Annotated in this window: 13 protein-coding genes; 4 read left to right on the top strand and 9 right to left on the bottom strand. The window is 73.5% G+C overall.

All coding sequences use genetic code 11. The features are described from left to right. Positions 1-104: 104 nt before the first annotated feature. Together ACFQO7_RS23140 and ACFQO7_RS23135 are read left to right on the top strand one after the other, a co-directional pair. Complete coding sequence (locus ACFQO7_RS23140) at positions 105-731, top strand: aspartate/glutamate racemase family protein (RefSeq protein WP_376808320.1); 627 nt, start codon at positions 105-107, stop codon at positions 729-731. Positions 732-771: 40 nt separating this feature from the next. After that, complete coding sequence (locus ACFQO7_RS23135) at positions 772-897, top strand: hypothetical protein (RefSeq protein ID WP_376808319.1); 126 nt, start codon at positions 772-774, stop codon at positions 895-897. Positions 898-904: 7 nt separating this feature from the next. Here the strand turns inward: ACFQO7_RS23135 and ACFQO7_RS23130 are convergent, their stop codons facing one another. Further along, entirely contained in the window at positions 905-1,711 is an 807-nt protein-coding gene (locus tag ACFQO7_RS23130; protein WP_376808318.1) for a TIGR02452 family protein, read from the bottom strand. A gap of 209 nt (positions 1,712-1,920) precedes the next feature. Then, positions 1,921-2,919, bottom strand: a complete 999-nt coding sequence (locus tag ACFQO7_RS23125; RefSeq protein ID WP_376808317.1) for an aldo/keto reductase — start codon at positions 2,917-2,919, stop codon at positions 1,921-1,923. 52 nt (positions 2,920-2,971) lie between these two features. Between ACFQO7_RS23125 and ACFQO7_RS23120 the strand changes: the two genes are divergently transcribed. Beyond that, entirely contained in the window at positions 2,972-3,343 is a 372-nt protein-coding gene (locus tag ACFQO7_RS23120) for a MerR family transcriptional regulator (RefSeq protein WP_376808316.1), read from the top strand. Positions 3,344-3,346: 3 nt separating this feature from the next. On the opposite strand, the gene ACFQO7_RS23115 is transcribed toward ACFQO7_RS23120, so the two are convergent. The 7 genes from ACFQO7_RS23115 to ACFQO7_RS23085 all read right to left on the bottom strand — a co-directional run bounded on the left by ACFQO7_RS23115 (position 3,347) and on the right by ACFQO7_RS23085 (position 12,141). Further along, the gene (locus ACFQO7_RS23115) at positions 3,347-4,093 is read right to left on the bottom strand and encodes a GntR family transcriptional regulator (RefSeq protein ID WP_376808315.1); all 747 of its coding nucleotides are present in this window, start codon (positions 4,091-4,093) and stop codon (positions 3,347-3,349) included. A 63-nt stretch (positions 4,094-4,156) separates the two neighbouring features. Further along, positions 4,157-4,963: a tryptophan synthase subunit alpha gene (gene trpA, locus ACFQO7_RS23110; protein WP_376808314.1), complete on the bottom strand. Its 807-nt coding sequence runs from the start codon at positions 4,961-4,963 to the stop codon at positions 4,157-4,159. Beyond that, complete coding sequence (trpB, locus tag ACFQO7_RS23105; RefSeq protein ID WP_376808336.1) at positions 4,960-6,117, bottom strand: tryptophan synthase subunit beta; 1,158 nt, start codon at positions 6,115-6,117, stop codon at positions 4,960-4,962. Before trpB ends, trpA begins: the two co-directional genes overlap by 4 nt. 143 nt (positions 6,118-6,260) lie before the next feature. Further along, complete coding sequence (locus tag ACFQO7_RS23100; protein ID WP_376808313.1) at positions 6,261-9,500, bottom strand: helicase HerA domain-containing protein; 3,240 nt, start codon at positions 9,498-9,500, stop codon at positions 6,261-6,263. Next, entirely contained in the window at positions 9,497-10,159 is a 663-nt protein-coding gene (locus ACFQO7_RS23095; RefSeq protein WP_376808312.1) for a hypothetical protein, read from the bottom strand. The genes ACFQO7_RS23100 and ACFQO7_RS23095 overlap by 4 nt, the downstream gene beginning before the upstream one ends. Further along, positions 10,156-11,223 carry a DUF559 domain-containing protein gene (locus ACFQO7_RS23090; RefSeq protein ID WP_376808311.1) on the bottom strand — a complete coding sequence of 356 codons (1,068 nt, stop codon included), beginning with the start codon at positions 11,221-11,223 and terminating at the stop codon, positions 10,156-10,158. The genes ACFQO7_RS23095 and ACFQO7_RS23090 overlap by 4 nt, the downstream gene beginning before the upstream one ends. A 219-nt stretch (positions 11,224-11,442) precedes the next feature. Then, positions 11,443-12,141 carry a M23 family metallopeptidase gene (locus tag ACFQO7_RS23085; RefSeq protein ID WP_376808310.1) on the bottom strand — a complete coding sequence of 233 codons (699 nt, stop codon included), beginning with the start codon at positions 12,139-12,141 and terminating at the stop codon, positions 11,443-11,445. A 555-nt stretch (positions 12,142-12,696) separates the two neighbouring features. Between ACFQO7_RS23085 and ACFQO7_RS23080 the strand changes: the two genes are divergently transcribed. Further along, entirely contained in the window at positions 12,697-13,068 is a 372-nt protein-coding gene (locus ACFQO7_RS23080; protein ID WP_376808309.1) for a TraR/DksA family transcriptional regulator, read from the top strand. Positions 13,069-13,070 lie beyond the last annotated feature (2 nt).

Raw genomic sequence — 13,070 nt, 5'->3', positions numbered from 1 at the left:
GACGGGTGGGGTGTGATGGCTGTCTCGCGAGGGGCCGGGCGGGACTCACCCGGTGCTACGGTGATCCGCCCTCGAATGTCCGACTCGCACGGAAACGAACGACGATGCTGGCTCTCCTGCACACCTCGCAGGCCCACATGCTCACCTTCGACCGGCTCCGCAACGAGGAGGCGCCGGCGCTGACGCTGTACCACATCGTCGCCGAACACCTGCTCGACGACGCCCGCCGCCACGGCGTGCCGGCGGTCGCCGACCAGGTGGCTCAGCAGATCGGCCTCGCCGCGGAAGCCGGTGCGCGGGCCGTGCTGTGCACCTGCTCCACCATCGGCGCGCTCGCCGAGCAGGCCGCCGACCGGGCGGGCATCCCGGTGCTGCGCGTCGACCGGCCGATGGCCGCCGCGGCCGTGGCCGCCGGACCGCGGATCACGGTGCTGGCCGCGCTCGCCACCACGCTCGCGCCCACCACGGCGCTGATCGAGGAGGAGGCCGCTCGGGCGGGCTGCTCCGTCACGGTGTCCGCACGGATGATCTGCGGTGCGTGGGACCGCTTCGAGGCCGGGGACCTCGACGGTTACCTCGACCGGGTCGCCGCCGCGCTGGCCGGGGTCACCGACGCCGACGTCGTCGTGCTCGCCCAGGCGTCGATGGCGCCGGTCGCCGAGCGCCGCGTGACCGACATCCCCGTGCTGGCCTCGCCACGCCTTGGCCTGCGCGCCGCCGCGGCGCTCTGAGCGGCCGCGTTCGCCGCGCCGGTGGCGGGAGTGTGCCGACATGCTGTGCCCGGTGCCCGGCTGCGAGTGCTTCTCCACGTGGGGCATGGAGGGCATGCCGACGGTCCGGGTGCCGGACCGGTTCGAGATCGCCTCGATCCGCGAGAAGATCCAGGCCCAGAACTGAGCACCGGTCAGCCTGCGGCGCCGAACACCCGCGCGAACGTCGCGTGCACCGGCGTGCCGGCCAGGTTGTCGTAGATCGCGAAGATCACCCGGTCGAAGCGGTCCACGGTGCGCAGCGCGTCGGCGAAGGCCTGCGCGACCACGGCCGGGTCGTTGCGGAACACCCCGCAGCCCCACGCGCCGAGCACCAGCGTGCGGTGCCCGTGCGCGGCCGCCACGGTGAGCACCCGGGTCGCCCGGCGCAGCAGCACCGCGGGCACGTCCGGCAGGTCCGCGGGCTGGTTGCGGGCGATCGCGCCCAGGTTGGGCGCGGCCGAGGTCAGGAACGAGGTCTGGTACGCCTCGTCGAGCAGGTTGCCCTTGTCGTCCCGGAACACCGGCACCCCCGGCGAGTAGATCACCCGGTCGCTGTAGCGCAGGTCGTGCTGCGCCCGGTGGTAGGCGTAGAAGTCCGGCGCGGCCAGCAGGCTCGGGTAGAGGGCCGACGCGCGGGCGATGCTCTCCTCCTGCGCCTTCGCCCCGCCGAGGAAGCCGCCGCCCGGGTTCTTCGCCGAGGCGAACACCAGGCAGGCCGCCGCCGGACCGGCCCGCCGCGCGGCGACGAGCGTCGACTCCCGGGTCACCTCGATCTCCGGCTGCAGATTCCGCTGCCCTGCCGGGCTCAGCTGCTCATCCGGCTCGTGGTGCCGGGTGCCCGCGACGGCGGCCCGTACCGCCGCTCCGATCTCCACCTGCGCGCCGGCCGTGTCGCGGTAGTCGCCGCGCTCGGCGATCTCGACCGTCTGCCGTGCGATCTCCCGCAGCCGCCCGCTCACATCCCCACCCCGTCCGTCTTTCCCACGACGGCAACGGTGACAGGCGCATCCCTGCGCGGCAACCGCATTGTCCGCGCCCCGCACCGGCGGTGCCGCCCAGCCGAGGAGGTGACCGGGTGGGTTTACATCTTTTTTGATGTGGCCACATCAAAAAAGATGTAAACCCACGGACACCGCCGTGCCGCCGCGGACGCCGCGCCGGGCGTGTGTCAGCCGCGCAGGTCGGCCAGCAGGGACTCGACCTCGGCGAAGGCGTCGGCGGGCAGCGGGGTGCGGGCGAGCGGGGCGAAGTTCTCCTCGGCCTGGGCGACGGTGCGGCAGCCGGGGATCGGCACGTTGTGCGGGCTGCGGGCGAGCAGCCAGCCCAGCGCGCCCTGGGTGAGGGTGCGGCCGTCGGCGGTGAGCGCCTCGCGGACCCGGTCGACCCGCGCCGCCCACTCCGGCGTGGGTACCCCGTCGGTGAACCAGCGCAGCCACTCCGGGCTCTTGCCGCGTACGTCGTCGCCGCCCAGCGCGCCGACGGCGCCGTGGTACTTGCCGGTGAGCAGGCCCATCGCGAGCGGGCCGCGGTTGAGCCCGGCCAGGTTCCAGGTGGCCAGCACGTCGACCATGGCGGCGTTGTCGTTCAGCACCGAGGTGTCGTACTGCACCGCCGCGCAGTGCGCCCCGGCCTTGGCGAACGCGGCGGCGCGCTCGGCGTCGTCGGTGCTCCAGCCGTACGCCCGGATGCGGCCCTGGGCGACCAGGTCTTCGAGGGTCTCCACCAGGTCGAGCGCCTGGTCGACGGGCAGGTGGCCCAGGTGCAGCTGGTAGAGGTCGAGGTGGTCGGTGCCGAGGCGGTCGAGGATGCCGTCGAGGCAGCTCACCGCGTACGCGGTGGACGAGTCCTCGCCGGTGGCCAGCCGGGTGCGCTCCTCGACCGTGAAGCCGAACTTGCTGGCGAGGACCGCGCTGTCCCGCCGCCCGGCCAGGGCCCGGCCGAGCACCCGCTCGCTGTGGCCCGCGCCGTAGTTGCTGGAGGTGTCGAACAGGGTGATGCCGTGGTCGAGGGCCGCGTGCACGGTGCGGACCGACTCCTCGTCGTCCACCTCGCCCCAGCCGTAGGGCTGCCCGTCCTCGCCCCACAGCGGGCCGCCGATCGCCCAGCAGCCCATGCCCAGCGCGCTGACCTCGATCCCGCTGCGGCCCAATGTCCGTGTCGTCGTCATGCGGGCCAGCCTGACACCTGGAGCGCGCTCCAGGTCAAGCTATCGTGAGCGGATGAGCGCGTACACCCCCTCCGAGACGTCCCGGCGCAGCGGCTTCAGCCTGGACACGCTGCGCTACTACGAGCGCATCGGCCTGCTGAGCGAGGTCGACCGCACGCCCGGCGGGCAGCGGGTCTTCTCCGATCACGACCTCGGCTGGCTCGGGCTGCTGCGCTGCCTGCGCGACACCGGCATGCCCATCAACCAGATGTGCCGCTTCGCGGAGCTGGCCCGCACCGGCGACGACAGCATCGCCGACCGCGTCGAGCTGCTGCGCGCCCACGCCGAGGCGGTCGAGGGGCAGATGGCGCTGCTGGAGCGGCAGTACGGGCACCTGCGGGAGAAGATCCGCTACTACGAGCGCGAGCTGGCCGCCCGGTCGTAGCGCTCAGCGCGGCGGCGCGCCCCACCGCACGGACACCTGGTGCACGGTGCGCTCGGCGCGGACCTGCATCAGCCCGCCCGCGAGCACGGCCCGGTCGACGACCCCGACCGCGCCGTCGCGGGTCCGGGTGACCCGGTCGCTGACCAGCACCGGGCTGTCCGCGTCCTGGTGCAGCAGGGCCGCGCCCGCCTCGCCGAGCGTGGCGGCGGCGATGCGCTCGGACGCCGAGGCGATCTGCATGCCGGCGTCGGCGAGGGCCGCGTACAGGGCCGTGGCGGTGAAGTCGACACCGCGCACCAGCTGCGCGTACGGCTGGTCCACCCAGGACACCTGGTGGATCGCGGGCACGCCGTCGAGCAGCCGGAGCCGTTCGAGCCGCAGCGCCTTGGCCGTGCCGTCACGCTCGCCCCACAGCGCCGCGACCCAGGCGGGCATGGCCCGCAGCGAGCTGGCGACGACCTCGGTGGTGACCTGGTGTCCCTGGTCGCGCAGGTCGTCGACGAAGCTGCGCAGCGTGTCCAGCCGGTACGCGGGCCGCGCGGGCGCGACGAAGGTGCCCCGGCCCGCCTCGACCACGATCAGCCCGTCGTCGACCAGGGCCTGCAGCGCCTGCCGCGCCGTCGCCAGCGCCACGTCGTACCGGGCGCTCAGCTCCCGCTGCGCGGGCAGCGCGGTGCCCGGCGGGTACTCCCCGGAGCGGATGCGCTCGGCGAGGTCGGCGGCGATGACCCGGTAGCGGGGCCCGGCCATGCGATGGCTCCTGTCGGTCGGCGGCGGGATCGCTCCAGTATCGGCGATCCCGCCGCCGCCGCGTCAGCCGTGGGCCGTGTCCAGCGCGGTGCGCAGCTCGGCGACCAGCGCGCCGACCTCGGCCGGGGTGGCCCCGTCGAGGACGCGGCGCATCAGCGCCGACGCGACCACGACACCGTCGGCGGCCTGCGCCCCGGCCACGGCGTGCTCGGGCGTCGAGACGCCGAACCCGAGCAGCACCGGCAGGTCCGCGTGGGTCTTGAGCCGGGCCGCGAACTCGCCGGCCGACGCGGGCAGCTCGGCCCGCTCCCCGGTGGTGACCATGCCGGTCATCGCGTACACGAAGCCGCGGCTGCGGGCCGCGATCTCCCGCAGCCGCGACGGCGCGGCGCTGGGCGCGGCGACCAGGGTCAGGTCCACCTGCGCGTCGGCGGCGGCCTGCGCCAGCTCCGCCAGTTCCTCCAGGGGCAGGTCGGGCACGATCAGCCCGCGTACCCCGGCCTCGGCCAGCGCGGCGCAGAACCGCGCGGGCCCCTCGCGGGCCACCAGGTGGTAGTAGGTCATCACGACGAGCGGCACGGAGACGCGCACCCGGCGCAGGTCGGCGAGGATGCCGCGGACCGTCGCGCCCCGGTGCAGGGCCCGCTCCGAGGCCTCCTGCACGGTCGGGCCGTCGATCATCGGTTCGGAGAACGGCAGTCCGATCTCGACGGCGTCGGCCCCGGCCTGCTCATACGCCGCCAGGAAGTCGGTCCAGTCGGCGCTGATGCCGCCGGTCACGTAGGGCACGAGCAGCTTGCGTCCGGCGTCGCGGCGCTCGCGCAGGCGCGGGCCGACGGCGACGCCGGCAACGGTGTCGACGGTGGTCATGGGATCTCCATCAGGGTCGTGGTGTCCTTGTCGCCGCGGCCGGACAGGGTGATCAGCACGGTCGCGCCGGGCGGCAGCTCGCCGTCGCGGGCGGCGCGCAGCACCCAGGCGATCGCGTGGGCCGACTCCAGCGCGGGCAGGATGCCCTCGCTGCGGGCCAGCCGCCGCACCGCGTCGATCACCTCGGCGTCGGTGACGGTGACGTAGCGGGCCCGGCCGAGGTCGTGCAGGTGGGCGTGCTCGGGGCCGATGCCCGGGTAGTCCAGGCCCGCGGCGACCGACTCGGCCTCCAGGATCTGGCCGTGCTCGTCCTGGATGGCGTACGAGCGGTGCCCGTGCATGACGGCGACCTTGCCGCCCGCGATCGCCGCGCCGCCCGCGGCCTCGACGCCGACCAGCCGTGCGGAGGTGTTCGCGAACCCGGCGAAGGTGCCCGCGGCGTTGGAGCCGCCGCCGACGCAGGCGACGACGTAGTCGGGGATCGCGGCGGGCAGCTCCGTGGCGCACTGGGCGCGGGCCTCGTCGCCGATGACCCGCTGGAACTCGCGCACCATCCACGGGTACGGGTGCGGGCCCATTACCGAGCCGAGGCAGTAGTAGGCCTCGTCGGCGCAGGTCACCCAGTGCCGCATGGCCTCGCTGGTGGCGTCCTTGAGGGTGCGGCTGCCGCTGGTGACCTCGACGACCTCCGCCCCGAGCAGCCGCATCCGGTGCACGTTGAGCGCCTGGCGGACCATGTCCTTCTGCCCCATGAACACCGTCACCGCCAGGCCCAGCAGCGCGCCGGCGGTCGCGGTCGCCACGCCGTGCTGGCCCGCGCCGGTCTCGGCGATCAGCCGGGTGCGGCCCATCCGGCGGGCCAGCAGCGCCTGCCCGAGCACGTTATTGATCTTGTGGGAGCCGGTGTGGGCCAGGTCCTCCCGCTTGAGCAGGATGTCGACGCCCAGCTCGGCGGACAGGTTCCAGGCCGGGGTCAGCGGGGTGGGCCGGCCGGCGTACACGGTCAGCAGCCGGTCGAGGTCGCGGCGGAAGCCGGCGTCGGCCCAGGCCTCGCGGAACGCCTCCTCGACCTGCGCGCAGGCCGGCATGAGCGCTTCGGGCACGTAGCGCCCGCCGTAGTCGCCGAACCGGCCGGCGGCGCCCGGGTCGTGCATCAGCCCTGCGGCGGGCAGCAGCGCGGGCAGGCCCGCGGCGGTGATGGCACCCACAGTTCCTCCAACTGTTCTAGAACTGTTGCCCATAGTGGCACAGCGCAGGGCCGCCCCGCCAGTCGGCGGGACGGCCCTGCGGAGATCCGTCAGCGCTTGGCCCGCTCGACGACCTCCTCCGTGGTCAGCGGGCTCTTCGGGTGGTGGCTCAGGCACAGCGAGCCGCGCATCTTGCGGAACTCGAAGCCCTCCCCCGAGGCGTAGAACTCGCCGGTCCCCAGCCGCGAGATGTCGGGCACGTCCGCGCCCTTGGCCCGCGCCATCTCCCGCGCCGCCTCGATCTGCGCCGGGGCGTTGAGCAGCCCGAAGAACTGCGTCGCGGCGTTGCCGGAGATGCGGTTGTGCAGCCCCTTGGGCGCCTGCGTGGCGAAGACCAGGCCCAGGCCGTACTTGCGCGCCTGCGAGGCCAGCGCCAGCGTGCTCTGCGTACAGGCGGTCAGCGGCCCGGACGGGGCGAAGGTCTGCGCCTCGTCCATCACCAGCAGCCCGCCCAGCGGCCGGTCCCCGGCCGGGTTCTTCTTGATCCAGGCGAACAGCGCCAGCTGCAACTGGTTGACGAAGCTCTGCCGCTGCTGCTCCGACGGCAGCCCGACCAGGCTGATCACCGACACCCGGGCGCGCTTGCCGGGCGCGGGCGTCAGCAGCAGACCCGGGTCGGCCGGTGCGCCGCCGCCGCCGAACAGGGCGTCGGTCACCATCGCCGCGGTCAGGTTCTGCGACAGCTCGAACGCGATCTTCTCGGCGTCCTCCAGCTGGCTCACCCCGTCCGGCAGCGCGCTGAGCACCCCGACGAACGCCCGGATGCCCTCGCCGCCGCTGCGCGCGAAGTGCCGCAACGCCTCGTTGAGCACCGCCTGCCCGCGCATCGCCTTGGCGGTGCCCCCGTCGACCTTCGCCCGTGGCGCGAGGCTGGCCACGGCGGCGTCGATGGCGGCCCCGAACTCGTCGGCGTCGTCGCGGATGGTCGCGAACTCCGGCAGCGGCTGGAAGCTCAGCGGCCGCCCCGCCTCCCGCCGCGGCGTCCACACCACCACGTCGGTGTGCGCCAGGTACTCCGCCGAGCGCGCCGCGTCGCCGGCCGACCAGCCCGCGGGCGGCTCGGGCCAGGGGTCGCCCAGGCGCGCCAGGTCGTTGTTGGGGTCCAGCACGATCGTGGACACGCCCTGCAGCGCGCACTCCTCGACCAGCCGCCGGATCAGCACCGTCTTGCCCGACCCGCTGCCCGCGAAGATCGCGGTGTGCTTGCGCAGCGACTCCAGGTCCAGCCGCACCGGCTCGCCGTCGTCGTACCCCGCGCCCAGCGTGATCGTGTGCGCGGGCGCGGCGTCACGCACGGCTGGTTCGCCCACCGACCCGCCGAAGGCGTCCACACCGATGTCTGCGGCACCGTCTGCCTCGGCTCCGGCCTGCGCCGTCGCGCCCGGCTCCCGCGCCGTTTCGCCACTGCCGGTCTGCGCGTGTACCGCCTGGTCCCGGCGGCGTTCGGCGGCCTGCTCGGCCACGGCGATCTCGGCCACGATCTCGCCGAGCACCGTACGCAGCAGCATAGTGCGCCCGGCCGGGCGGCGGTCGGCCAGCCAGGCGGCCAGGCCGGAGTCCCGTTCGGCGAGCAGCTGCCGCAGCGCGGCGAAGGTGCGCAGGTCGTCCTCGCCGATGCTCAGCCGGGTGCCGCCGTCCGCGGCGAACGCCTTCAGCACCTCCTGCGTCTTCGCGCCCTTGTTCCAGTCGATGTTGCGCAGCAGGAACAGCTTGCGTTTGCCGATGCCCCGGCTCAGGCCCGCGCTGGTGCGGGCCGCCTGCAGCCGCGACAGCGCGGCGATCGCGTTGGTGTGCGCGATCGCCCGGAACGACCAGTGCTGCTCGTCCTCGGTGGCCTCGTCGAGGCTGCGCCGCAGCCGGGCGTGCAGCGGCACCTTGCCGCCCTGCGGCGGGTCGACCCGGAATGCCCGCCCCGCCTCGCCCAGTTCCTCGATCCACGCGGACAGCCCGGCGGCCAGCAGCTCCGGCATCTCGCCGTCCTCGGTGGGCCCCGCCAGCGCCGGTCCCACGTCCGCGCCCTCGCGCAGCTCGGCGAAGCGCCGGTCGAGCTTGTCGTCGAGCACCTCGGCGGGCACCAGCACGGCGGCGCGGTCCTCGGACTCGGTGAAGCCGGCCAGCTCGCGTGCCACGCCCTCGCGCAGGCAGGCCTGCACGTGCTCGTTGATCCGGTTGATGAGCAGCCGTGGGGTGAACACGGTCGCCTCGGCGAACGCCTCCTCCCGCACCGGCCAGGTCGCGTACGGCGGCACGAAGCCCAGCTCGCCGAAGCGCACCGCGAACCGCTTGGCGACGATGTCGCGGGCGATGTCGGCGCTGGCGATGCCCTTGAGCGTGACCGGCTCCCGGAACCGGTCGGCGACCGACTTGGTGGCCCGGGTGCGGATCAGCGTCCAGGTCGAGGGCAGGCAGGCCAGCACGGTCAGGGTGCGCCGGGTGGTCTGCCGCAGCGCCATCAGGCCGTCCGCGATCTGGTTGATCAGCTGGGTCTGCTCGACGCTCTCGGTGCCCGCCTCCTTGAGCGCGGTGCTGCTCCACAGCTGGGCGACGAGGGTGTCGATCTGGTCGATGGCGACCACCGTCGGGCCGGTCAGCGCCAGCAGCTGCGACAGCTCCTGCATGACCAGCTGCGGTGGCTTCTGCACCGGGTGGATGCCCCACTCCTGGCGCTCGCCCGGCTCCATTTCCTGCATCGACTGCAGGTACGTGTAGCCGACGTCCTGCGCGGCCGGGTCGTCGACGGCCCCGAGCAGCGCGAGCGCCCGCGCGGTGTGGTGGCAGGCCATGCCGACGGGGCCGTCGAAGCGGCGCAGCGCGGCGGCGAACTCGTCGAGGTGGGCCCGGGTCAGCGGGGCGCGGCCGGTGACCGCCGCGGCGGCCTGCTCGGGCACGCCGGCCGCGGCGCACAGCCGGTCCAGGAACACCGACAGCTGGCTGCCCTGGCCGAGGTGGTCGCGCTGGAGCCCGTTGACCACGGCCAGCGTGGCGCTGGACCAGAACGCGGCCCCGTCCAGCAGCCCGACCAGGAAGAAGTAGCCGCCGCCGCGTTGGGTCTGCTCGCGTACCCAGCCGAGCAGGTGCGTCTTGCCCGAGCCGGGCTGGCCCTGCATGGCGATGCCGATCGGGCTGCCGTCGGGGCTGCGCCGGGCGTCGTCCAGGCCGTGCAGGATGTGCCGCACCACGTCGTCGTGCAGCGCCTCGACATGGAACGGCGAGCCGCGCCAGACGTCGTCGGGCACCGGCGCGACGTCGAAGCGCAGGTTCGCCAGCGCCCTGCGCTGCTCGGGGTTCATGCCGCCTCGATCGACAGCAGGTGCTTGTCCTCACCGCCGATGTGGATCGCGGCCGCGCGGTCCTCATCGGTGAGCGTCTTCTGGTTGTCCTCGGGCACCAGCACGATGGCACCCCCGACCGCCATCTTCATCAGTGCCGCGTCGACCTCGCCGGCCGTCGCCCCGGTCAGTTCCCGGCGCAGGTCGGTGAGGCTGACCCAGGCCTGCGGCGCGTCGGCGAGCTTGTCGTACGCGGTGCGCACCCGCTTCTCCAGGCCGCGCTTGACGACCGGCTTGACCTTGGCCACGGGCTGCGGGGCGGGCGGCGGGGTGCTGGCGGTGAACAGGTCGGGCAGGCTCAGCTCCGCCCGGCGCAGGTAGCGGTCCACCGCGCCGAGCAGCGCGTGCAGCGCCGGGTAGGCGGGACCCGCGCCCTTGACGAACTCCGACGTCAGCTCCTCCTTGCACTGCGCCCAGCCCTTGTCGGTCAGCTCGTGCACCAGCGCGCCCTTGGCGCCCTTGCGCTTGGTGGCGAACCCGTTCTCGACCAGGGCACGGCTGTCCGCACCCTGGATCGAGAAGCCGTCGTAGCGCTCCCGCAGCTCGCTGTTGGAGACCTCACGGGCCTCCGACATGAGCAGCAGCAGGCACGCCTTCTCCGAGGGCTTGAGCTTGGTCATTTCTTCTCCTTGTGCGCGTCGGTGCGTCGGGATCGGAGGTACTGCTCCAGGTGTGCCAGCACCTGGCCGAGTTCGGTGAGGACCTGGTGGTTGGTGAAGCGCAGCACGGCGTAGCCGTCGAGTTGCAGAAGCACGTCGCGGCGGCGGTCGTGGGCGAACTTGCGCGGGCCGCGGTGCTCGTCGCCGTCGATCTCCACGGCACAGCGCTCGTCGTGCCACACCAGGTCGATGACGTAGTGCGGACGGGCCGCGTACCGGCGGTTCCAGATCCGGCCGATGGCCCAGGCCGCTTCGACCAGCGCCGCCTCCAGCGCGGTCTCCGCGGCGCTGTCGGCCCGCGGGCGGCCCTCGACCGGCGGATACGTCAGCGTCGCCGGGGGCGGCCCGGCGACGGGCCGGTCGTCCGCGGTCGCGACCAGCTCGGCGACGTGTTCGGGCAGCCGCACCGGCTGCACCGCGACGCGGGCCGCGTCGGGCAGGTCGGCTCCGGCCAGCCATACCGCGAATCCGCCGTGGGCGGCCAGCCACTCCCCGCCGGCGGCCAGCGCCAACTGCTGCGGCCCGGTCAGCCCCGCGGGCACGTCGACCAGCAGTGCGGTGCTCGCCCGCCGGTAGCTCTCGGCGGCCACGCGGGCCAGCCCCGCGGCCCGCACCTCGGGCGCGAACCGGCCCGCGATCGGCCTCCGCCGCGCCAGGTGTGCCGGACCCGCCCGCTCGCGCAGCGCCTGCTCGGCCAGATCAGCCAGAAATGGCCCGAAGTGGCGTGATCCGGCTGCCTGCTCGATCGCCAGCGCCCGGACCGCGGGCACGCCGCCGCCGCCCGGCCCTTCGAGATGTTCGGCGGTGGGCAGCCAGGCCGGGAACAACCGCGACGCGGCGGACTCCAGCTCGGTCAGCGCACACGCCACGACCTCGGCCGCGGAGGCCGAGACGGGCGGGCGGTAGGTCAGCACCGCGGGCGCGTCGTCCGGCAGCGGGCTCAGCGCGAGCTCGATCACCTCCGTGGACGCGCCCCGCAGGCGGGTGACCCGGCCTGCCGGTGAATGCGTCCAATGTGGTGTCATGTCCAGAGAACTCCCAGCTGCGACTCCTGGTGATTCTGTCGCTGCACTGGGTAGACGGCAACCGGACATTCGGCCCGAGACAACGCTGTCGGGTCGGGAAGACTACCGGTTCGTCCTATCCCGAACCGGCCTCGTCGTGCTCATTCCTCGAACAGATGGACGGCGCTGGGCCGGGGCCGCGCTTCCCACTCCCTCGCCATCCACGGGAGTGTCGTGGCGTCAGCTGCCGTAAACCTCTTCGAGTTCGAGCTCGAAGTCGACGCCGTGCTTCTTGAACCAGGTCAGCGGGTCGTGCGCGACGCCGTCGACGTGGATCTCCAGGTGCAGGTGGGTGCCGTACGAGTAGCCCGTGTTGCCGGCCATCCCGATCACGTCGCCGGCCTGGACCCGGTCACCCGGCTGGACCAGCACCCGGCTGGAGTGCCCGTACAGGGTCTGCAGGCCGTGCCCGTGGTCGACGATGATCGAGTTGCCGTAGCCGCCGTTCCAGCCGGCCTGCACCACCACACCGCCGCGCACCGCCATGTACGGCGTTCCCTCGGCGATTCCGGCCAGGTCGAGGCCGCGGTGCGGCCGGCCCCAGCGCATGCCGTAGCGGGAGCTCAGCGTGTATCCGTGCAGCGGCAGCACCCACGCGTCGGGGGCGTCCTGGCTGATGGAGGTGCTGAGCTGGCGGTCGCCCCGGTTGGGCCGGGTAGCGGTGTCGCCCCGGGCCGCGTCGGCGAATGCCGTCAGGTGCTCGCCGGAGGTCTCCGCCTTCGCGTCGGGCACGACGGCCGCGGCGCCGAACGCCACGATGCCCGCACCGGCGGCGGCGGTGGCCAGCACGGTGGCGTACCTGCTCCGCGACGGGGTGCCCGCGCGGCGCCGCCCGCAGTAGCGGTCGGCCTCCCTGACCAGCTCTGGCCGATAGCGCACGACCACACCCTTCGGTCACGTCGGGCGCCGGTCCGTCCGGAGCCCCATTCAGGCGAGTCGCCCTCGCCAGGGATGGCACTGCAGGACAACGTAACCAAATCGGGCACTAGACACAAGTCAGAAGACATGCCAAAAATGCAACTTAAATCCTAAATCAACTCACATTCACGTTCGGCCCGCCGGCGCCTGAGCCTGTGCGGCCGCCGGGAAAAATCCGTCAGTGGGCAGCATCACGGGCCCCGTGGCGAAGGTTCTCGCCGAACGCGAGCGGGAGCCGGCATACCACCCGTCCACCCACCGGACTTCTTCGGGATCGATCGGGCATTTCGGCTTGCCGCGTACCGCGCGAATCCCCTGCCGTCGGCGTGGCGGGCAGGATAACGCGCCCGCGCCACCCACTGGTTCGGCGTTCAGCGAAAGCTCAGACATCCGACGCACGATGGCCGTGCTTCACCCGAAACCGCAGGGCTCCGTTTCCGTTGTCTCGCTTGACAACGGAGGTTTGGTCGGCGGCGGCATCGGGCAGCAACGATGCACCGAGACAGTGGAGGCATGATGACAACGCTGGAAGGCACGCTCGACAACGCACAGCTCGGCGTGCTGTTGAAGGCACGGTACGAGGAGGCGGCCGAGCAGCTGCGGGTGCAGAGCGAGTCCGTCCGGCTGCTGCGCCGCTCCGGAGACCAGGGCCCCGGCGACGTCGCCGACGCGGGCACGATGGTCTCCGACACCGAGCAGCAGGACCTGCTCACGGCGGCGCTCGACGACCACATGCGCAAGCTGTCCGACGCGCTGGCCCGGTTCGAGCGGGGCGCGCTGGGCACCTGCGACGGCTGCGGGCAGCAGATCCCGCCCGCGCGCATGGAGATCATGCCCTGGTCGACGCACTGCGTGAAGTGCCAGGCGGCCGCGGAGCGCCGGCACTGACC

This window comes from Catellatospora aurea (assembly GCF_042663325.1).
GTDB lineage: Bacteria > Actinomycetota > Actinomycetes > Mycobacteriales > Micromonosporaceae > Catellatospora > Catellatospora aurea.
This window is presented reverse-complemented; position numbering and strand designations above follow the sequence as displayed.

Coding starts and splice junctions, on each gene's coding strand:
- ACFQO7_RS23140 (WP_376808320.1), top strand. CDS start 105: ATGCTGGCTCTCCTGCACACCTCGCAGGCCCACATGCTCACCTTCGAC.
- ACFQO7_RS23135 (WP_376808319.1), top strand. CDS start 772: ATGCTGTGCCCGGTGCCCGGCTGCGAGTGCTTCTCCACGTGGGGCATG.
- ACFQO7_RS23125 (WP_376808317.1), bottom strand. CDS start 2,919: ATGACGACGACACGGACATTGGGCCGCAGCGGGATCGAGGTCAGCGCG.
- ACFQO7_RS23120 (WP_376808316.1), top strand. CDS start 2,972: ATGAGCGCGTACACCCCCTCCGAGACGTCCCGGCGCAGCGGCTTCAGC.
- ACFQO7_RS23115 (WP_376808315.1), bottom strand. CDS start 4,093: ATGGCCGGGCCCCGCTACCGGGTCATCGCCGCCGACCTCGCCGAGCGC.
- trpA (WP_376808314.1), bottom strand. CDS start 4,963: ATGACCACCGTCGACACCGTTGCCGGCGTCGCCGTCGGCCCGCGCCTG.
- trpB (WP_376808336.1), bottom strand. CDS start 6,117: ATGCACGACCCGGGCGCCGCCGGCCGGTTCGGCGACTACGGCGGGCGC.
- ACFQO7_RS23100 (WP_376808313.1), bottom strand. CDS start 9,500: ATGAACCCCGAGCAGCGCAGGGCGCTGGCGAACCTGCGCTTCGACGTC.
- ACFQO7_RS23095 (WP_376808312.1), bottom strand. CDS start 10,159: ATGACCAAGCTCAAGCCCTCGGAGAAGGCGTGCCTGCTGCTGCTCATG.
- ACFQO7_RS23090 (WP_376808311.1), bottom strand. CDS start 11,223: ATGACACCACATTGGACGCATTCACCGGCAGGCCGGGTCACCCGCCTG.
- ACFQO7_RS23080 (WP_376808309.1), top strand. CDS start 12,697: ATGACAACGCTGGAAGGCACGCTCGACAACGCACAGCTCGGCGTGCTG.